Raw genomic sequence first — 17,598 nt, forward strand, 5'->3', positions numbered from 1 at the left:
GATCGTCTAGGGTCGCGAACAAAGAAGACCAAACGGGCGGCATGGGCGGACGATTCGACAGATACATCCTGGCGCAGCTCCTGATGCTGTTCGGGTTCTTCGCTCTTGTCCTTGTGCTGGTGTACTGGGTCAATCGCGCCGTCGTGCTGTTCGACCAGCTCATTGCGAATGGACAGTCGGCGGCGGTCTTCCTCGAATTCAGCGCGCTGACCCTGCCGAACGTGATCCGGGTGGTCCTGCCGATCGCGGCCTTCGCGGGCACGGTCTATGCCATCAACCGGCTCATCACCGAAAGCGAGCTTGTCGTCGTGCAGGCCACAGGCTTCTCGCCCTGGAGGCTGGTGCGCCCGGTGATCGTCTTCGGCGTCATCATCTTCGTGCTTTCGTCGATCCTGGCGCATCTTCTCGTTCCTATCTCGACGGCGCGGCTGACCGAGCGGACCGCCGAAATATCCGAGAATATGACCGCCCGGCTTCTGTCCGAAGGGCGTTTCCTTCACCCGGCGGACGGCGTGACCTTCTATATCCGCGAGATCACGCCCCTCGGGTCGCTGTCGAACATCTTCCTGTCGGACTCGCGGACCGAAGGGAGGACCGTGACCTATACGGCGCGCGAGGCGCTTCTGATCCGGGGCGAGGATGCGCCGAGCCTCGTGATGATCGACGGCATGGCGCAGGTCTATGACGAGGCGTCGCGGCGGCTGTCGGTGACGCGCTTCGACGACTTCGCCTTCGACCTGGAGGGCCTCGTCGAAGGGATCAGCGGCGACCGGCGCCGGCCGGCCGAGTTGTCGACGCTCGCACTTCTCGCCGCCACGCCCGAGACGCAGGAGCTGACGCGCTCGTCCCGCGCGACCCTGATCGCCGAGGCGCACGAGCGGTTCTCGAATGCACTGAACGGGCTCGTGGCCCCCCTGATCGGGTTCTCCGCCCTCCTTGTCGGGGGCTTCTCGCGCTTTGGGGTCCGGCGGCAGATCCTCGGCGCGATCTTCGCGCTGATCATCGTGCAGATGGTCACGCAGGCCGGTCAGGGCGCGGTCCAGGGCGACGAAAGGATGTGGCCGTTTGCCTATGCGGGGCCCTTGCTGGGCTTGTTCATGGCCTGGGGCCTTCTCCTTCTGGCCGCGCGACCGACGCTACTGCGGCTAAGGCGGGTGCGGGCATGACGCTGCACTTCTATTTCGCCCGCCGTTTCCTCAAGACGTTCCTGAGCGTCCTCGCGATCTTCTTCGCCGTCCTCCTTCTGATCGCGCTGATCGAGCAGGTCCGACGCTTCGGCGGGTCCGAGGCGGGGTTCGGCACGCTTCTGGTGCTGTCGGTTCTCAGCGTGCCGGATTCGATCTATCGGATCCTGCCCCTGCTTATGATCCTCGCCACTCTGGCGCTGTTTCTCGGCCTCGCGAGGTCGTCCGAACTGGTCGTCACCCGCGCGTCCGGGCGGTCGGCGCTGGTCAGCCTGATGGCGCCGCTTCTTCTGTCCGTCCTCATCGGCATCTTCGCCGTCGCGGTCTTCAACCCGATCGTCGCCGCCACGCAGCAGCAGTACGAGACCCTGTCGCAGCGCCTCTCCGGCGAGGCCGCGACGCTGTCGGTCAGCGACAAGGGACTGTGGCTGCGGCAGGGATCGCGCGATGGCCAGACGGTGATCCGGGCCGACCGCGCCAACCTCGACGGCACCGAGCTGTTCGGCGTCACCTTCCTCGGCTACGACCGCGAGGGCAGCCCGACCTACCGGATCGAGGCCGAAAGCGCCGAGCTTCAGCCCGGCGCCTGGCAGATCACCGGCGCGAAGGAATGGCGCTTCGACACCGAGGCCGCCATACCCGAGGTCGACAGCTTCGAGAGCGAGCGGATGTCGCTGGCGTCGAACCTGACCCGGAACCAGATCCTGGACAGCTTCGGCACGCCGTCCGCGGTCCCGATCTGGGAGCTTCCGGGCTTTATCCGGAGGCTCGAAGCGGCTGGCTTCTCGGCCCGCGTCCACCGCACCTTCTTCCACATGGAGCTTGCCCTGCCGATCCTTCTCGCCGCGATGGTCCTGGTCGGTGCGGGGTTCACGATGCGGCACACGCGCATGGGGCGGACCGGGATGATGGTTCTGATGGCACTGGCGCTTGGGTTCGGCCTCTATTTCATCCGCAACTTCGCGGCGATCCTTGGCGAAAACGGGCAGATCCCCGTCATCCTCGCCGCCTGGGGTCCGCCTGTGGCCGCCCTTCTTCTGCCGCTCGGGCTTCTTCTGCACCTGGAGGACGGATGATCCGCTTCGCCTTCCTGCTCGGTCTCCTGTTGCTGCCGTTCGGCGCGGCGGCGCAGGACCTCGCGTCCCTCGTCGCCGACCGGATCGACGTCGATCCGGCGGGCCGCGTCACCGCAAGCGGAAACGTGCAGGTCTTCTTCGAGGGCGTGCGCCTGTCGGCCGGTGAGGTCAGCTATGACCGCACGGGCGACACGCTGACCATTTCGGGTCCGATCCGGGTCACCGACCCCGGTGGCACGATATTCCTTGCGTCCGAGGCCCAGCTCGACCGCGACCTACGGAACGGCGTGCTGATCTCGGCGCGCATGGTGCTGGACCAGCAGCTTCAGATCGCGGCGAACGAGATCGCGCGGGTCGGCGATCGCTATACCCGGCTCGACCGCGTCGTGGCCTCGTCCTGCGAGGTCTGCTTCAACCGTCCGGTGCCGCTGTGGGAGATCCGCGCCGCGCGTGTGACGCACGACCAGATCGAGCGGCAACTCTACTTCGAGAACGCGCAATTCCGCGTGGCGGGGGTGCCGATCATCTATCTGCCGCGCCTGCGTCTGCCCGATCCCTCGCTCGACCGCGCGACTGGGGTGCTGATCCCCGAGTTCAAGACCTCGTCCGAGCTAGCGGCCGGCATCAAGGTGCCTTACTTCGTCGTCCTCGGACCGCATGCGGACGTGACGGTGACGCCTTATCTGTCGTCGGCGACCACCACTCTCGAGTTCGGTTACCGGCAAGAGACCTCGCGCGGCGACATAAGGGCATTGGGCGCGTTCACGGACGACGATATCGACGGGACACGCAGCTATCTCTTTGCCGATGTGCGCCACCGGCTGCCCAAGGGCTTTCTTCTGGAGGCGCAGGTCGAATTCGTCTCGGATCCCGGCTATCTCTTCACCTACGACTATTCCGACCAGGACCGGCTGACGAACGAAATCCGGCTGTCGCGCGTGCGCGAGAAGGACATCTTCGGCGCCTCTCTCACCGAATACCGCACCCTGCGCGACAGCGAGATCGCGATCCGCGACACGCTGCCGGACCAGTATCTCGAACTGGCCTACAGCCGCGAGGTGCCGGCGCTGTCGTTCGGCGGCCGCACCGTCATCAACGTCAACAGCGCATCCCTTCGCCGGCCGTCATCGGTCGATGGAGACGGACGCGACGTAGGGCGTGTCGGCGCGGGCATCGACTGGTCGAAGGACTGGATCGTCGGACCCGGCCTCGTCACGCGCGCCGAGCTTGGCCTGCGCGCGGACGCCTACACCATCGGGCAGGACAGCACCTATCCCACGACCGCGACCCGGGTCGTGCCGCGCGCCGCGGCCGAATTGCGCTGGCCCCTCTCGCGCGGCATGGCCGGCGGCGTGACCGAAGTGCTGGAGCCAATAGTGCGCATCGACGTCTCGGAGACCGGAGGAACCTCGGTCCCGCTCGAGGACAGCCGCGTCATCGAATTCGACGAGGGCAACCTCTTTTCGTTCTCGCGCTATCCGGGCGTCGACGGCGTCGAGGATGGCGTGAGGGTCGCGGCGGGCGCCACATGGCGGCGGCGGGACGCGAACGGCTGGCGCGTCGACCTCGCCATCGGGCGCGTGGCGAGCCTCGACGGCGACCTCGGCTATGGCAACGCGCTCGGCCTGTCGGGAGACCGCTCGGAATGGCTGGTCGCCGGGCATCTGGGTGTGGGCGACGAGCTGACGCTGGCGTCGCGTGCGCTTCTGAGCGACACCTCGGAGGTGACGCTGACCGAAAGCCGCATCGACTGGGACACCGACCGTTTCATGCTTGGCTCGAGCTATGTCTTCGCCCCGCCCGAACCGGCCGAGGGCCGCGACGCCCGACTGTCGGAATGGACCTTCGAGGGCGCCTACGACCTGACCGACCGCTGGACCGCCAGCGCCGACTGGCGCTACGATTTCACCGGCGACCGAACGGCCCGGGCGGGTCTCGGCATCGAATACACCAACGAATGCGCGCGCCTCGCGCTTTCCATCTCGCGTCGCTACGCCAGCTCGACTAGTGTCGATCCGACGACCGAGTTCGGGTTCAGGGTCTCGCTTCTGGGTGTCGGCGGCTCGGACGCCGAGCGTGTGGCGCGGCAGAGTTGCGGAGGATAGCCCCTTGTTTCCACGTCTGGTTCTTCTGGCGATGCTGGCCCTTGTCCTGCCCTTCGCCCCGGCTGCGGCGCAGGGCCGCTTCTCTCCCGTGGTGCAGGTCGACGACACCGTCGTGACGCGCTGGCAGCTTGACCAGCGGGCGCGCTTCCTGTCGCTCCTCCGCGCTCCTGGCGATCCGAACGAGCTGGCGCGCGAACAGCTCATCAACGAGGCGGTCCAGATGAACGCGGTGCGGGCGGCGGGTGAAGAAACCTCGCCCGAAGCTGTCGACGCGGCGTTGGCCGAATTCGCGGGACGCGCCAACCTGACGACCGAGGAGTTCGTGACAGCCCTCGGCCAGAACGGCGTCGGCGAAGAGACGTTCCGCGATTTCGTGACCGCGGGAATCGCCTGGCGTGACCATGTCCGCGGCCGGTTCGCCAGCGCGGCCCGAAACTCGATCTCGCGCGATCAGATCAGCCAGACCCTTGCCCGAACCGGCACCGAGGGCGGTGTGCGGGTCCTGCTGTCCGAGATTCTGTTGCCCACGACCACGCCCGAGACGGCCTTCGCCTCGCGGACGCGCGCCGCCGAGTTGGCGCAGATCGACGACGACGCCGACTTCGCGGCCGCCGCGCGCCGCTTCTCGGTCGCGCCCTCGGCCTCGCGCGGAGGCGAACAGGCCTGGGTCGCACTCGAAAGCCTGCCCGACGATGTGCGCGGCATCGTGGCGGGACTGACGCCCGGCCAGACCAGCCGCCCGGTCGAAATCGAGAATGCGGTGGCGCTCTACCGCCTGCGCGACCTGGAACGGGTGCAGGCCGGCGCGCCGTCCGACCTTGCGGTCGACTACGCGCTCTACATCGCCGGACCCGACCGGGCGGCGGCCGAGGCGGTCAAGGCCAGCGTCGACACCTGCGACGATCTCTACGGCGTGGCGGAGGGCCTTCCGCCTGAACGGCTGATCCGCGAAACGGTGCCGCAGGGCGCGCTGCCCCCCGATGTGCGCGGCGCCATCGCGTCGCTCGACGTCAACGAGGCGACGACCTCGGTCGTGCGGGGCGCCAACGCGACGGTCCTGATGCTGTGCGAGCGGAAGTCGGGGCAGGAGAGCACGGTCGACTTCGAGATCATCGGGACGCAGTTGCTGAATGCACGGATGACCGCTCAGGCCGTGGACTACCTCGCCGACCTGCGCGCGCGCAGCGTCATCACGACCCTCCAATAGGCGCGGGCGACCCGTGACAGGGCTTCCCCCCGTCGCCGTCACCTGCGGCGATCCTTCGGGCATCGGGCCGGAAATCTCGCTCGGCGCGTGGCGGGCGCTTGGCGCCGACGTGCCTTTCTTCGTGATCGGCGATCCCGCGCATTTCCCATCCGGCACGCCCCTTGCGGTGATCGACGACCCGTCTCAGGCACCCGCCGCCGCCGCGACCGGACTGCCGGTCCTGCCCCATGCCTTCCCCGACCCGGCCCGGCCCGGACGGCCGACACCCGCCAACGCCCCGGGCGTCGTCGAGGTGATCCGGCGCGCGGTCGATCTGACCCGGTCCGGCGAGGCGTCGGCGGTCTGCACTGCGCCGATCTCGAAAAAGGTTCTGGCCGATCACGCGGGCTTCGGCTTTCCCGGACATACCGAGTTTCTCGCCGATCTCGCGGGGGGCGCACAGGCGGTGATGATGCTGGCATCCGACGAACTGCGCGTCGTGCCCGCCACGATCCACATTCCGCTCTCCGCGGTGCCGGGCGCGCTTACGCCCGAGCTTCTGGAAAGCGTCATCCGGATCACGGCGAAGGGCCTTGTCCGCGATTTCGGCCTCGCCGCGCCGCGCATCGCCGTAGCCGGGCTGAACCCGCACGCCGGGGAAGGTGGCCTCTTGGGAGCGGAGGAGATGCGCTGGATCGGTCCCCTGTGCGAGGATCTTCGGGCGGAGGGGATGGCGGTCGCAGGCCCCCTGCCCGCCGACACGATGTTCCATGCCGAGGCGCGGGCGCGCTATGACGCGGCGGTCTGCATGTACCACGACCAGGCGCTGATCCCGATCAAGACGCTGGCCTTCGACCGGGGCGTCAACGTGACGCTCGGCCTGCCCTTCGTACGGACCTCGCCCGACCACGGCACGGCGTTCGACATCGCGGGGCAAGGCATCGCCAACCCGGCTTCGATGATCGCGGCGATCCGACTGGCTGCCCGCATCGCGGCGACGCGCGCCTCGGGCGGCGGGGCGTGAGCGCCATCGACGGGTTGCCGCCGCTGCGCGAGGTCATCGCCCGGCACGGTCTTTCGGCGAAGAAGGCGCTTGGCCAGAACTTCCTTCTCGACCTGAACCTGACCGCCAAGATCGCGCGCGCCGCGGGCGACCTGACGCAATGCGACGTGCTGGAGGTCGGGCCCGGGCCGGGCGGGCTGACGCGCGGGCTTCTGGCCGAAGGCGCGCGCCATGTGCTGGCGGTCGAGAAGGATCCGCGCTGCCTTCCCGCGCTGGCCGAGATCGCCGAGGCCTATCCGGGCAGACTTTCGGTCGTGAACGCCGACGCGCTTGGACTGGACGTCTCGGCGCATCTGACGCCGCCCATCAAGATCGTGGCGAACCTGCCCTACAACGTGGGCACCGAGCTTCTGGTGCGCTGGCTGACGCCCTCCGTCTGGCCTCCCGTCTGGCAGAGCCTGACGCTGATGTTTCAACGCGAGGTGGCCGAACGGATCGTGGCGGTGCCGGGCTCCAAGGCCTATGGCCGGCTGGCCCTGCTGGCGCAGTGGCGGTGCGACGCGAAAATCGTGATGGAGCTGCCGCCCGAAGCCTTCACGCCGCCGCCCAAGGTGCGCTCGGCGGTCGTGAACCTGGTGGCGCGGGCCACGCCCCGGTTCGAGGCCGATCCCAAGGTGCTGGAACGTGTCGTGGCGGCGGGCTTCAACCAGCGCCGCAAGATGCTGCGGGCAAGCCTCAAGAGCCTTGCGCCCGACATCGAGGATCGTCTGAGAGCCGCGGGAATCGACCCCACGGACCGGGCCGAGACGGTGGATCTGGAGCGGTTCTGCGCCCTGGCGCGCAGTCTAGGCTAGACTCTATTCGGCCGCGTCGGGCTGAGGCGTGTCGGTGCCGGCGTCCTGATTTTCGGTCGCGGCTTTGCGACGGGTGCGGCGGGGCCGGGGACGGCTTTCCGGCGTCTCGACCAGGTTCGTGTCATCGCCCTCGGACGACAGGTCGATCACGTCGGGCTGACGCTCCGGCTCGCGCTCGGGTTTCTGCTCGGCACGCTCGGGCTGGCGCTCCTGGCGTTCCTGCTTCTGCTCGGCACGCTCGGGCTGACGTTCAGGGCGGTCCTGACGCTCCTGCCGGTCGCCCCGGTCCTGATTGCGGTCGCCGCGGTTGTCGTTGCGGTCGCCACGGTTGTCGTTGCGGTCGCCTCGGTTGTCGTTGCGCTCGCCACGGTTGTCGTTGCCGCCGTCCTGCTGGCCGTCGAAGCTGTCATCCCTGCGGTCGTCGTTCCGGTTCTGGCCGCCCTGCCCCTGCTGGTTCTGGCCGCCCTGCTGGTTGTGACCCTGACGTTCGTTCTGCTCTTGCAGCGCCTCGGCCAGCATCCGGGTGTAGTGCTCGGCGTGCTGCTGGAAGTTCTCGGTCGCGACACGGTCGTTTCCGAGCTGCGCGTCGCGGGCGAGCTGATTGTACTTGTCGATGATCTGCTGCGGCGTGCCGCGCACCTTGCCCTCGGGCCCGGAGCTGTCGAAGACCCGGTTGACGACGTTGCCGACGGAACGGTTGTTACGGTTCGACTTCGACCGCGATCGTGACTTGGAAGATCTCATAAGGTGTGGTCCAGCCTCTGGTCTGGTTGCTACGGACCTGTCCGAAATTTGCCCCGCATCGGAGCTCTGGTCCGTGAAATGATTTGGCAGATGTTCGGGGGAGCCAGCCTGTGCTCCGCCGCCCGCACGCAATGGGTCTAGACACAGGATCGCCTCAGGGCAAGAGGTTTTTGCGGCATTCTGCCGGCTTTGCGGCGGCATTTCGCACAAGTGTCACGGGTCCGGCGCATCGCTCTTGCGGGCGGACACGACCCGATCCCTGCCATCGAGGTCGGGTGTGATGCTGATGTTTTCAAGACCCGCATTCCGGAACATTTGCGCGACCGCCTCACCCTGCGTCGGTCCGATCTCGACCATGAGCCGCCCGTCGGGCTTCAGATGCCCGGGCGCCCGGGCCGCGATCCGGCGATAGGCGGACAGCCCGTCGAGGTTGTCCGTCAGCGCGATCTCGGGGTCGAAGCGCGAGACTTCGGGCGCTAGGGCGGGCAGTTCGTCGGGATGAATATAGGGCGGGTTCGAGACGATGAGGTCGAAGGTGCCCTCCACAGCCTCGAACCAGTCCGAGACCTCGAACTGCACCCGGTCGGCCACGGTCCAGGAGACCGCATTGATCGCGGCGGTCTCGAGCGCGTCGGGAGAGATGTCAGTGGCGACGGCGACGGCGCCGGGACGCTCGGCGAGAAGCGTCAGGGCGATGCATCCAGAACCTGTTCCGAGGTCCAGGATCTTGGCAAACGGTTCGGACAGGGCGAGGTCGATCAGAAGCTCGGTCTCGGGCCGGGGGTCGAGGACGAAGGGCGAGTTCGCGATCCAGCGGCCGTAGAACAGCCGACCGCCGACGATCCGCGATACAGGCTCGCGCGCCATGCGGGCAGCGACATGCGACGAGAACGTCTCGCCCGCGTCGGGCGGCAGCGGATCGCGAAGCCTGACCGCGACGCCAGATGTCTCGACGCCAAGCGCATCTGCCATGAGCCAGCGCGCGTCGCGGGCTGGATCGGGGATGCCGGACGCCTTGAGGCTGCGCGTGGCCTTCGCCAGCGCCTCCGCCACCGTGCCGTCGTCGCTCACAGCCCCGCTTCCGCCAGTCGCTCGGCCTGGTCGGCCTCGGTCAGGGAGTCGATCACCTCGTCGAGATCGCCGCCCAGGATCTCGTTCAGCCGATAGAGCGTCAGCCCGATCCGGTGGTCGGTCATGCGCCCCTGCGGAAAGTTGTAGGTGCGGATCCGCTCGGACCGATCGCCCGATCCGACCTGGCTCTTGCGGGCGGCGGCGCGTTCGTCGTCGGCCGCCTGGCGCTTCATGTCGAAGAGCTTGGCGCGAAGGTGGGCCATCGCGATGGCGCGGTTCTGGTGCTGCGATTTCTCGGAAGAGGTCACCATGATGCCCGTGGGCAGGTGCGTGATGCGGACCGCAGAATCCGTCGTGTTGACGTGCTGACCCCCGGCCCCCGACGCGCGCATGGTGTCGATGCGGATGTCGGTTGCGGGGATGTCGATGTCGACCTCCTCGGCCTCGGGCAGAACCGCGACCGTCGCGGCCGAGGTGTGGATGCGCCCGCCCGATTCCGTCTCGGGCACGCGCTGCACGCGGTGGACGCCGCTTTCGAACTTGAGCCGCGCGAAGACGTTATCGCCCGCGATGTTGACGACCGCCTCCTTCACGCCGCCAAGCTCGGTCTCGGACAATTCGATCACGCTGAATTTCCAGCCCCGCGCCTCGGCATAGCGCTGGTACATGCGCAGAAGGTCGCCGGCGAAAAGCGCCGCCTCGTCACCGCCCGTACCGGGGCGGATCTCGACGATGGCGGGACGGGCGTCGGCGGCGTCCTTCGGAAGCAGGGCAAGCCGCAGCTTGCTTTCGGCCTTGACGATCGCCTCCTTCAGCGACTGCAATTCGTCCTCGGCCAGCCCCCTGAGCTCGGGATCCGACAGCATCGCCTCGGCCTCGTCGCGGTGGGTCAGCATTGCGCGGTAGCCTTCGATCTCGGCCACCACCGGCTTGAGGTCGGAGTATTCCTTGGCCAGCGTCGCGATCTGGTCAGGGGCCGCGCCGCCCGACATCTTCGCCTCCAGGTACTGGAACCGTTGCCGGATCTGGTCGAGGGTATCGAGAGGAACCATGCGGCTTCCTGTCCTCCGAATGCCGGGCGGCGTCAAGTCGCGGGCCTTTCGGGAATCGCCACGCGCGTGATAGGATCATGGCCATGAGACCGGCCGCCCTACTCCTGGCCGTCCTGGCCCTGCCTTCGCACGCCGACGTCATCGGACCCGGCGGCAAGAAGATCGACTGCTACTGCACCGACACCCAGGGCAGCCGCGTCGAGCTGGGCGAGACGATCTGCCTCTTCGTGAACGGGCGCGCGTTCATGGCGCAATGCCAGATGTCTCTGAACGTGCCGATGTGGCGCGAGGTCAGCGAAGGCTGCCTCAGCTCATCCCTCCCCCAGTCGAAGCCGCATCTCGTGGAGCCAGCGGTCGACACGGGCCGCATTCACACCGGTATCTGAACGCCCGTACTTCGCGCGCGAGATGATCGACAGCTTCGTCCTGTCGCCCTCGGCGGTCGCCTTGACCGTGACGAGGTCGGGAAAACCGAAGACGCGCGAACGGGCGACGAAGGTCATCATGCCCTCGTCCAGGCTGCCGTCGAGCAGACGGGTGCGGGGATCGGACAAGGCGATGTCCGCAAACGCGCCCAGAACCCCGTCCGGCATGCCGGGGAAGCGCGGCGCCTCGGGGCCGATCAGCCTGACGCCCGCGCCGCGGGGCGGGTCCGCGTCGGCGGGGTCGAGGTGCCACTCGTCTCCGTTGATCGGGGCCAGGCGGACCCACAGAAGCGCCAGGGCGAACAGGATCAGGAGCAACAGGAGAATGGTCTTCATCGGCATCCGCCTCGCTTTGTCCGCCTGACAGCGTCAAGGAAATCGTCCTGCCCTGGCGGCAGGCCGTTTCCAGACCGTCAACCTGTGGCGACCGTCCTCCGTGTCCAGCCCCAGAGCGCGATCAGGTCGTAGGCGATGTGCGCCCCCGCCATCGCGGTGATGTTCGCGTGGTCGTAGGGCGGAGAAACCTCGACCACGTCGCCGCCGATCAGGTCGATACCCGCGAGGTGCCGCAGGAACAGGCCCGCCTGCGCCGTGGTCAGACCGCCCCAGACCGGCGTGCCGGTGCCGGGTGCAAAGGCGGGGTCAAGGCCGTCGATGTCGAAGGAGAGGTAGACCGGCCCCTTGCCCACGATCTTGCGCACCTCATTGGCCACCTCCTCGGCCCCGCGCGCATGAACCGCGCGGGCGTCGATCCGGTGGAGGCCGAGGGCCGCCTCGTCCTCGACCTCGACCCGCGTGCCGATCTGCGCCGAGCGTGCAGGGTCGATCAGCCCTTCCCGGATCGCCTTGTAGACGATGGTGCCGTGATCCACCCGCTCGGGCGCGTCGTCGGTCCAGGTGTCTGGGTGAGCGTCGACCTGCACCAGCGCCACGGGTCCGTGCTTCGCCGCGTGCGCGCGCAGGGACGGCAAGGTCGTCGAGTGGTCGCCGCCCAGAAGGATGGCGCCCTTTGCCTGTTTGATCAGCGCCGCGACATGCGCCTCTATCCGGCTCGGCACCTCGGAGGCGCGGGCGTAGTCGAAGGGCATGTCGCCCGCGTCGACGACATGAACCTCGTCGAGGGGAGAATATCCCCAGCCATAGGGCGGATCGCCCGCCATCATGGTCGAAGCCTCGCGGATCGCGCGGGGGCCGAAGCGCGCGCCGGGACGGTGCGTCACCGCCTGGTCGAAGGGGATGCCCGACACGGCAAGGTCAGCGCCCGTCGCATCCTTCGTGAAGGAGCGCCGCAGGAACGACACCGCGCCCGCGAAGGGATTCTCGTAGGCCAGGCCCGTGGCCTTGCCCGAGAGCGCCCGGTCCGCCTCGCGGCTTGCGTCTTCCAGTGCCATCCCGTTCCCTCCGGTAGACTTCCGCGGTTCGGCGTGGAACCTAGTCGCCCGAACGGCAGAGGCAAAGGGGGCAAGATGAGCGAAAGCGATCCGATCTTCGGGGTGCCCGACGGCTTGCCGCGCCTGATCGAGGTGATGCGCCGCCTGCGCGATCCCGACGCCGGCTGTCCCTGGGACATCGAGCAGGACTTCCTCAGCATCGCCCCCTACACCATCGAGGAGGCCCACGAGGTCGCCGACGCCATCGAACGCGAAGCCTGGGACGAGCTCGAGGGAGAACTGGGCGACCTTCTGTTGCAGGTCGTCTACCACGGCCAGATGGGCGCCGAGGCGGGTCACTTCGACGTGGAGACCATCGCGCGGCGCGTGACGGCAAAGATGATCGACCGCCACCCGCATGTCTTCGGGTCCGAAAGCCGCGACAAGTCGGCCGAGCAGCAGACCCGGGACTGGGAGGCGCAGAAGGCGCGCGAACGTGAAGGCTCGGGCGAGAAACGGACGCTCGACGGGGTGGCGAAAGGTCTGCCGGCCCTTCTGAGGGCGCTGAAGCTTCAGAAGCGGCTGGCGCGCGTCGGGTTCGACTGGGGCGACACCGGGCCGGTGCTGGAGAAGCTGGCCGAGGAGCTGCGCGAGCTCGACGAGGCAAGGTCACTGTCGCGCGACGCGGTCGAGGACGAGTTCGGCGACATCCTCTTCGTCCTCGTGAACCTCGCCCGGCACTGGGACATCGACCCGGAAGCCGCACTTCGGCGGACGAATGCCAAGGTCGAGCGCCGCTTCGCGCGCGTCGAGGATCGTCTGGCGGCGCAGGGTTCCTCACCGGCGCAGGCAACGCTCGACGAGATGGACGCGCTTTGGACGGAGGTGAAGCGCGAGGAGAAATCGACGTGATCCGCGCCTTCGTGGCGATCCCGCTGCCCGACTCCCTGCTGCCCGCCTGCCGGGCGGCGGCGCGGGTCGCGATCTCGGGGCGGAAGGTGCCGGAGGAGAACCTGCATCTGACGCTCGTCTTCCTCGGGACGCAGGAAACGCGAAGGCTGGAGGATCTGGCCGAAGCGCTGGAAGTCCTGCGCCCGCCCCCCGTCACAGTTCACCTGACAGGCCTCGATGTCCTCGCGGGCTTCAAGTTGTCGCGGCACCTCGTGGCGACGGTCGAGCCGGAGAAGGGGCTGCTTCAGCTCCAAGAAGCCGTCGAACGTGCCGCGCGCCGAGTCGATATCGCGCTGGAACGCCGGCGGTTTCGCCCCCACGTCACCGTGGTCCGCGACTGTATCGACCCGACGTTGCCGCCGTGGACCGCCGTCCCGGAGGCATCGGCTCTCAGCTTTTCGCTGTTCCGCACGACGCTGAAAAAGCACGGCGCGGAGTACGATGCGCTTGCGACCTACCCTCTTCCCGGTGCCCCGGACCATTGACCTGACAAAAATAGTCGGATTAAAGCGGACCATCGAAAACGAAAAAGGTCCGCGTCATGATTCGCACCGTCACCCTTGCCCTCGCCGGCAGTCTTCTGGCCACCACCGCCATCGCGGAAGAGGTCAATATCTACTCCTACCGCCAGCCCGAGCTGATCCAGCCGATCCTCGATGCCTTCACCGAAGAGACAGGCATCACCACGAACGTCGCCTATATCGACAAGGGTCTCGTCGAGCGGCTTCAGGCCGAGGGCGCTCGTTCGCCGGCCGACATCATCATGACCGTGGACATCTCGCGTCTCGCCGCCGCCAAGGACGCTGGCGTCACTCAGGCCGTGGATGACGAGGCGCTCAAGGCCGCCGTCCCCGCCAACCTTCGCGACGACGAGGGGCATTGGTACGGCCTCACCACCCGCGCCCGCATCGTCTATGCCTCGAAAGAGCGCGTGGCCGAGGGCGAGGTGACGACCTACGAGGATCTCGCCGACCCCAAGTGGAAGGGCCGCATCTGCACCCGCCCCGGCACCCACGACTATAACCTCGGCCTCATCGGCGCGATGATCGCCCACAACGGCGTCGAGGCGACCGAGGAATGGCTTCAGGGCGTGAAGGCCAACCTCGCGCAGAAGCCGGAAGGCAACGACCGCGCGCAGGTCAAGGCGATCTGGGCCGGCCAGTGCGACATCTCTCTCGGCAACACCTACTACATGGGAGCAATGCTCGATGACCCTGAGCAGGTCGAATGGGCCAACTCGGTCCGGATCGACTTCCCCACCTTCGAGAACGGCGGCGGCACGCACGTCAACCTCTCGGGCGTGGCGATGACCGCTTCGGCCCCGAACCGCGATGCGGCGCTGAAGTTCATGGAATTCCTCGTCTCTCCCGAGGCGCAGGCGATCTATGCCGCCGAGGTCGACGAATATCCCGCCCGCCCCGATGCGATGACGAGCGAACGCGTGGCGTCCTGGGGCGAATTCACGCCCGACGACCTTGAGCTGACCGAGATCGCGGCGCACCGCGCCGAGGCCTTGCAACTGGTCGAACGCGTGGATTTCGACGCGGGCAACTGACACTCTTCGAGCAGCAGGCGGACGGGCGGTCCATCGGGGCCGCCCGTCTTGTCTTCCGGTTTTGCGCGGGCCAATGTCCCCGCCGAAAGAGGACGACCCCATGGCTCCGCGCAAGATCATCATCGATACCGACCCCGGCCAGGACGACGCCGTGGCGATTCTGCTGGCCCTTGCCTCGCCCGAGGAAATCGAGGTTCTCGGCGTCGTCGCCGTTGCGGGCAACGTGCCCCTGGCGCTGACGCAGAAGAACGCGCGGATCGTCTGCGAACTGGCGGGCCGGCCCGACGTCCCTGTCTTCGCGGGCCGCGACGCGCCGCTCGATCGCATCCTCGTCACCGCCGAGCATGTCCACGGCAAGACGGGTCTCGACGGTCCGCCCCTGCCCGAACCGACGATGCCGCTTCAGGACAAGGACGGTGTGGACTTCATCGTCGAGACGCTGCGGGCCGAACCCGAAGGAACCGTGACGCTGGTGCCGATCGGGCCGCTCACCAACATCGCCGCCGCCTTCGTCGCCGCGCCCGACATCGTCGAGCGCGTGCAGGAGATCGTGCTGATGGGCGGCGCCTACTTCGAGGTCGGCAACATCACGCCTGCGGCCGAGTTCAACATCTACGTCGATCCGGAAGCGGCCGAGATCGTGTTCAATTCCGGCGTTCCCTTGACGGTCATGCCGCTCGACGTGACGCACAAGGCGCTGACCAGCGAGGCCATCGTCCAGCGCTTCCGCGACATGGGCACCGAGGTCGGGCGCATGGTCGCCGCCTGGACCGACTTCTTCGAGCGGTTCGACATGAAGAAATACGGCTCGGAGGGCGCGCCGCTGCACGACCCCTGCACCGTCGCCTACCTCATCCGCCCGGACCTGTTCGAGGGCCGCCACATCAACGTCGAGATCGAAGTCGCCTCCCCGCTGACGCGGGGCATGACCGTCGCCGACTGGTGGGGCGTCACCAACCGGCCCGCCAACGCCATGTTCATGGGAACGATCGACCGCGACGGCTTCTACGAGCTGATCGTCGATCGCCTGGGACGCTACGCATGAGCCAGATCCTGCATCTTGCCGGACCGGACGACCTGGAGCGCCTGCTCGTCATGGTCGAGGCCTATCACGCCGAGGAGGGCATAGACGTCGATGCGGCGCACCGCACGGCCGCACTCCTGCCCCTTCTCGAAGGCTCGCCGCACGGGGCGGTCTGGCTGATCGGACCGCGCATGTCGCCGGTGGGCTATGTTGCGGCGTCCTTCGGGTGGTCGATCGAGCTGGGCGGCATGGACGGCTTCGTCGACGAGCTCTGGATTCGCGAGAAGGTGCGTGGGCGAGGCATGGGGGCCGAGGCGCTGACGGCACTCCAGAGAGCGCTTGCCGACGCGGGCGTGAAGGCCCTGCACCTCGAGATGGCCGAAGGCAACCGGGCCGAGCGGCTTTACCGGCGCGCGGGCTTTCGCCGCCGTCCCTTCGCGCTGATGACCTGGGTGGCGTAAGGGGGCGCTGCCCCCTCCTGGCCTGCGGCCAGTTCACCCCCGGCGTACTTCGCGCAAGATGAAGGGCGTGGGAATCTCGACCGAGGCTCCCTAGATAGGGGGCATGAGCCTCGATCTGCCCTTTGACAACTCCTATGCGCGGCTGCCCGAGCGGTTCTACGAACGCCTCGCGCCGACGCCTGTCGCCGCCCCGGTCCTTGTTGCCCTGAACCGTCCGCTGGCCGCGCGACTCGGCCTCGACGCCGATGCGCTGGCCTCGATCGAGGGTCTTCAGGCGCTGGCGGGCAATTCGGTTCCCGACGGCGCCGAGCCGATCGCGCAGGCCTATGCGGGGCACCAGTTCGGCGGCTTCGTGCCGCAACTGGGCGACGGGCGCGCGATCCTTCTGGGCGAGGTGGTGGCGCCCGATGGCGCACGCTTCGACATCCAGCTGAAGGGATCCGGCCCGACGCGCTTCAGCCGGCGGGGCGACGGACGGGCGTGGCTCGGGCCGGTGATGCGCGAATACGTCGTGTCCGAAGCGATGGCCGCGCTCGGCGTGCCGACGACACGCGCGCTGGCGGCCGTGCTGACCGGCGAGGCGGTCATGCGCGAAGCGCCGCTTCCGGGCGCGGTCCTGACCCGCGTGGCGTCGAGCCACCTGCGGGTCGGCACCGTCCAGTACTTCGCCGCGAAGGACGACCGCGAGGGTCTCGAGGCGCTCGTCGCGCATGCCATCGCGCGGCATTATCCCGGAGCGGACGGCGCGCTCGATCTCTTTCAGGGCGTCGTCGAGCGTCAGGCCCGGCTGATCGCGTGCTGGCTGTCGCTCGGCTTCATCCACGGCGTGATGAACACCGACAACATGACCCTCTCGGGCGAGACCATCGACTATGGCCCCTGCGCCTTCGTCGACACCTATCACCCGTTGCGGGTCTTCTCGTCCATCGACAGCCAGGGCCGCTATGCCTATGCCCGCCAGCCCGAGATGGCGCTGTGGAACCTCGCGCAACTGGGTCAGGCGCTGATGCCGCTCATCGACGACGTGGGCGCGGCGCAAGGGGCGCTCGACGGCTTCGCGCCGGTGTTCCAGGCCGAATGGCTGCGGCTGTTCCGGGCCAAGATCGGGTTGGGCGATGGAGACGACGAGGAAGACGGCGCGCTGATCCACGGTCTTCTCGACCTGATGGCCACGGGACGCGCGGATTTCACCAATGCCTTCCGCGCGCTCGGCACGCCTCTGGCCCGGGATGAAGTTCTCGACCCCGCCGCGTTCGACGTCTGGGAGCGCGACTGGCGCACCCGGCTTGCGCGCGAGGGAACCACGCCGGAGGATCGTGCCCCTGCGATGCGGCAGGCGAATCCGGCGCTGATCCCGCGCACGCACCGGATCGAGGAGGCCATCCGCGCCGGCGTCGCCGGAGACATCGGCCCCTTCGAGCGGCTCAATCGCGCGCTCGCCCGTCCCTTCGATCCCGATCCGGACGACGCCGACCTCGCGCGCGCCCCGACGGAAGAGGAAGTCGTGCCCCGCACCTTCTGCGGCACCTGATCGTTT

General features: G+C 68.1%; 18 protein-coding genes. 13 read left to right on the forward strand and 5 right to left on the reverse strand.

Annotation, left to right across the window (positions count from 1 at the left end; genetic code table 11):
- Nucleotides 1–41: 41 nt before the first annotated feature.
- From lptF to rsmA, 6 genes are read left to right on the forward strand one after another with little or no spacing between them, the layout of a single operon-like run.
- Nucleotides 42–1,166: an LPS export ABC transporter permease LptF gene (lptF, locus tag EF888_RS11475; RefSeq protein WP_109758461.1), complete on the forward strand. Its 1,125-nt coding sequence runs from the start codon at nt 42–44 to the stop codon at nt 1,164–1,166.
- Nucleotides 1,163–2,260: an LPS export ABC transporter permease LptG gene (gene lptG, locus EF888_RS11480; protein WP_109758460.1), complete on the forward strand. Its 1,098-nt coding sequence runs from the start codon at nt 1,163–1,165 to the stop codon at nt 2,258–2,260. The genes lptF and lptG overlap by 4 nt, the downstream gene beginning before the upstream one ends.
- Nucleotides 2,257–4,365: an LPS-assembly protein LptD gene (locus EF888_RS11485; RefSeq protein ID WP_109758459.1), complete on the forward strand. Its 2,109-nt coding sequence runs from the start codon at nt 2,257–2,259 to the stop codon at nt 4,363–4,365. Before lptG ends, EF888_RS11485 begins: the two co-directional genes overlap by 4 nt.
- A 4-nt stretch (nt 4,366–4,369) precedes the next feature.
- Nucleotides 4,370–5,572 (forward strand): peptidylprolyl isomerase, encoded by a 1,203-nt coding sequence (locus tag EF888_RS11490; protein WP_109758458.1) that lies wholly within the window; start codon nt 4,370–4,372, stop codon nt 5,570–5,572.
- Between the two features lie 13 nt (nt 5,573–5,585).
- A complete protein-coding gene (pdxA, locus tag EF888_RS11495) occupies nt 5,586–6,575 on the forward strand; it encodes a 4-hydroxythreonine-4-phosphate dehydrogenase PdxA (protein WP_109758457.1) in 990 nt (329 codons plus the stop codon).
- On the forward strand, nt 6,572–7,408 hold the full coding sequence (gene rsmA, locus EF888_RS11500) for a 16S rRNA (adenine(1518)-N(6)/adenine(1519)-N(6))-dimethyltransferase RsmA (protein ID WP_109758456.1): 837 nt from the start codon (nt 6,572–6,574) through the stop codon (nt 7,406–7,408). The genes pdxA and rsmA overlap by 4 nt, the downstream gene beginning before the upstream one ends.
- Before the next feature lie 3 nt (nt 7,409–7,411).
- Here rsmA and EF888_RS11505 read toward each other — a convergent pair whose 3' ends face one another.
- The 3 genes from EF888_RS11505 to prfA all read right to left on the reverse strand — a co-directional run bounded on the left by EF888_RS11505 (nt 7,412) and on the right by prfA (nt 10,275).
- A complete protein-coding gene (locus EF888_RS11505) occupies nt 7,412–8,152 on the reverse strand; it encodes a DUF4167 domain-containing protein (RefSeq protein WP_109758455.1) in 741 nt (246 codons plus the stop codon).
- Nucleotides 8,153–8,365: 213 nt separating this feature from the next.
- The gene (gene prmC, locus EF888_RS11510; protein ID WP_109758454.1) at nt 8,366–9,223 is read right to left on the reverse strand and encodes a peptide chain release factor N(5)-glutamine methyltransferase; all 858 of its coding nucleotides are present in this window, start codon (nt 9,221–9,223) and stop codon (nt 8,366–8,368) included.
- Complete coding sequence (gene prfA, locus EF888_RS11515; protein WP_109758453.1) at nt 9,220–10,275, reverse strand: peptide chain release factor 1; 1,056 nt, start codon at nt 10,273–10,275, stop codon at nt 9,220–9,222. Before prfA ends, prmC begins: the two co-directional genes overlap by 4 nt.
- An 83-nt stretch (nt 10,276–10,358) precedes the next feature.
- Between prfA and EF888_RS11520 the strand changes: the two genes are divergently transcribed.
- Nucleotides 10,359–10,661 carry a hypothetical protein gene (locus tag EF888_RS11520; RefSeq protein ID WP_109758452.1) on the forward strand — a complete coding sequence of 101 codons (303 nt, stop codon included), beginning with the start codon at nt 10,359–10,361 and terminating at the stop codon, nt 10,659–10,661.
- Here the strand turns inward: EF888_RS11520 and EF888_RS11525 are convergent.
- Together EF888_RS11525 and speB are read right to left on the reverse strand one after the other, a co-directional pair.
- Entirely contained in the window at nt 10,587–11,036 is a 450-nt protein-coding gene (locus tag EF888_RS11525; protein ID WP_109758549.1) for a DUF1499 domain-containing protein, read from the reverse strand. The two genes, EF888_RS11520 and EF888_RS11525, sit on opposite strands and share 75 nt — an antisense overlap.
- Nucleotides 11,037–11,113: 77 nt before the next feature.
- On the reverse strand, nt 11,114–12,091 hold the full coding sequence (gene speB, locus EF888_RS11530) for an agmatinase (RefSeq protein ID WP_109758451.1): 978 nt from the start codon (nt 12,089–12,091) through the stop codon (nt 11,114–11,116).
- Nucleotides 12,092–12,166: 75 nt separating this feature from the next.
- Here speB and mazG point away from each other — a divergent pair, with 75 nt between their 5' ends.
- From mazG to EF888_RS11560, 6 genes are all read left to right on the forward strand, one after another.
- A complete protein-coding gene (gene mazG, locus EF888_RS11535) occupies nt 12,167–12,982 on the forward strand; it encodes a nucleoside triphosphate pyrophosphohydrolase (protein ID WP_109758450.1) in 816 nt (271 codons plus the stop codon).
- Complete coding sequence (thpR, locus tag EF888_RS11540) at nt 12,979–13,506, forward strand: RNA 2',3'-cyclic phosphodiesterase (protein ID WP_164721672.1); 528 nt, start codon at nt 12,979–12,981, stop codon at nt 13,504–13,506. The genes mazG and thpR overlap by 4 nt, the downstream gene beginning before the upstream one ends.
- A gap of 56 nt (nt 13,507–13,562) precedes the next feature.
- Nucleotides 13,563–14,576: a Fe(3+) ABC transporter substrate-binding protein gene (locus tag EF888_RS11545; protein WP_109758448.1), complete on the forward strand. Its 1,014-nt coding sequence runs from the start codon at nt 13,563–13,565 to the stop codon at nt 14,574–14,576.
- Between the two features lie 100 nt (nt 14,577–14,676).
- On the forward strand, nt 14,677–15,621 hold the full coding sequence (locus EF888_RS11550) for a nucleoside hydrolase (protein ID WP_109758447.1): 945 nt from the start codon (nt 14,677–14,679) through the stop codon (nt 15,619–15,621).
- Nucleotides 15,618–16,061, forward strand: a complete 444-nt coding sequence (locus tag EF888_RS11555; RefSeq protein WP_109758446.1) for a GNAT family N-acetyltransferase — start codon at nt 15,618–15,620, stop codon at nt 16,059–16,061. The genes EF888_RS11550 and EF888_RS11555 overlap by 4 nt, the downstream gene beginning before the upstream one ends.
- 103 nt (nt 16,062–16,164) lie before the next feature.
- Nucleotides 16,165–17,592, forward strand: a complete 1,428-nt coding sequence (locus EF888_RS11560) for a protein adenylyltransferase SelO (RefSeq protein WP_109758445.1) — start codon at nt 16,165–16,167, stop codon at nt 17,590–17,592.
- Nucleotides 17,593–17,598 lie beyond the last annotated feature (6 nt).

This window comes from Silicimonas algicola, from assembly GCF_003970735.1.
Taxonomy (GTDB): Bacteria; Pseudomonadota; Alphaproteobacteria; order Rhodobacterales; family Rhodobacteraceae; genus Silicimonas; species Silicimonas algicola.

Excerpts from the sequence above, each read along its gene's own strand:
- lptF (WP_109758461.1), top strand. The coding sequence starts at position 42 with ATGGGCGGACGATTCGACAGATACATCCTGGCGCAGCTCCTGATGCTG.
- lptG (WP_109758460.1), top strand. The coding sequence starts at position 1,163 with ATGACGCTGCACTTCTATTTCGCCCGCCGTTTCCTCAAGACGTTCCTG.
- EF888_RS11485 (WP_109758459.1), top strand. The coding sequence starts at position 2,257 with ATGATCCGCTTCGCCTTCCTGCTCGGTCTCCTGTTGCTGCCGTTCGGC.
- EF888_RS11505 (WP_109758455.1), bottom strand. The coding sequence starts at position 8,152 with ATGAGATCTTCCAAGTCACGATCGCGGTCGAAGTCGAACCGTAACAAC.
- prfA (WP_109758453.1), bottom strand. The coding sequence starts at position 10,275 with ATGGTTCCTCTCGATACCCTCGACCAGATCCGGCAACGGTTCCAGTAC.
- EF888_RS11520 (WP_109758452.1), top strand. The coding sequence starts at position 10,359 with ATGAGACCGGCCGCCCTACTCCTGGCCGTCCTGGCCCTGCCTTCGCAC.
- EF888_RS11525 (WP_109758549.1), bottom strand. The coding sequence starts at position 11,036 with ATGAAGACCATTCTCCTGTTGCTCCTGATCCTGTTCGCCCTGGCGCTT.
- speB (WP_109758451.1), bottom strand. The coding sequence starts at position 12,091 with ATGGCACTGGAAGACGCAAGCCGCGAGGCGGACCGGGCGCTCTCGGGC.
- mazG (WP_109758450.1), top strand. The coding sequence starts at position 12,167 with ATGAGCGAAAGCGATCCGATCTTCGGGGTGCCCGACGGCTTGCCGCGC.
- EF888_RS11545 (WP_109758448.1), top strand. The coding sequence starts at position 13,563 with ATGATTCGCACCGTCACCCTTGCCCTCGCCGGCAGTCTTCTGGCCACC.
- EF888_RS11550 (WP_109758447.1), top strand. The coding sequence starts at position 14,677 with ATGGCTCCGCGCAAGATCATCATCGATACCGACCCCGGCCAGGACGAC.
- EF888_RS11555 (WP_109758446.1), top strand. The coding sequence starts at position 15,618 with ATGAGCCAGATCCTGCATCTTGCCGGACCGGACGACCTGGAGCGCCTG.
- EF888_RS11560 (WP_109758445.1), top strand. The coding sequence starts at position 16,165 with ATGAGCCTCGATCTGCCCTTTGACAACTCCTATGCGCGGCTGCCCGAG.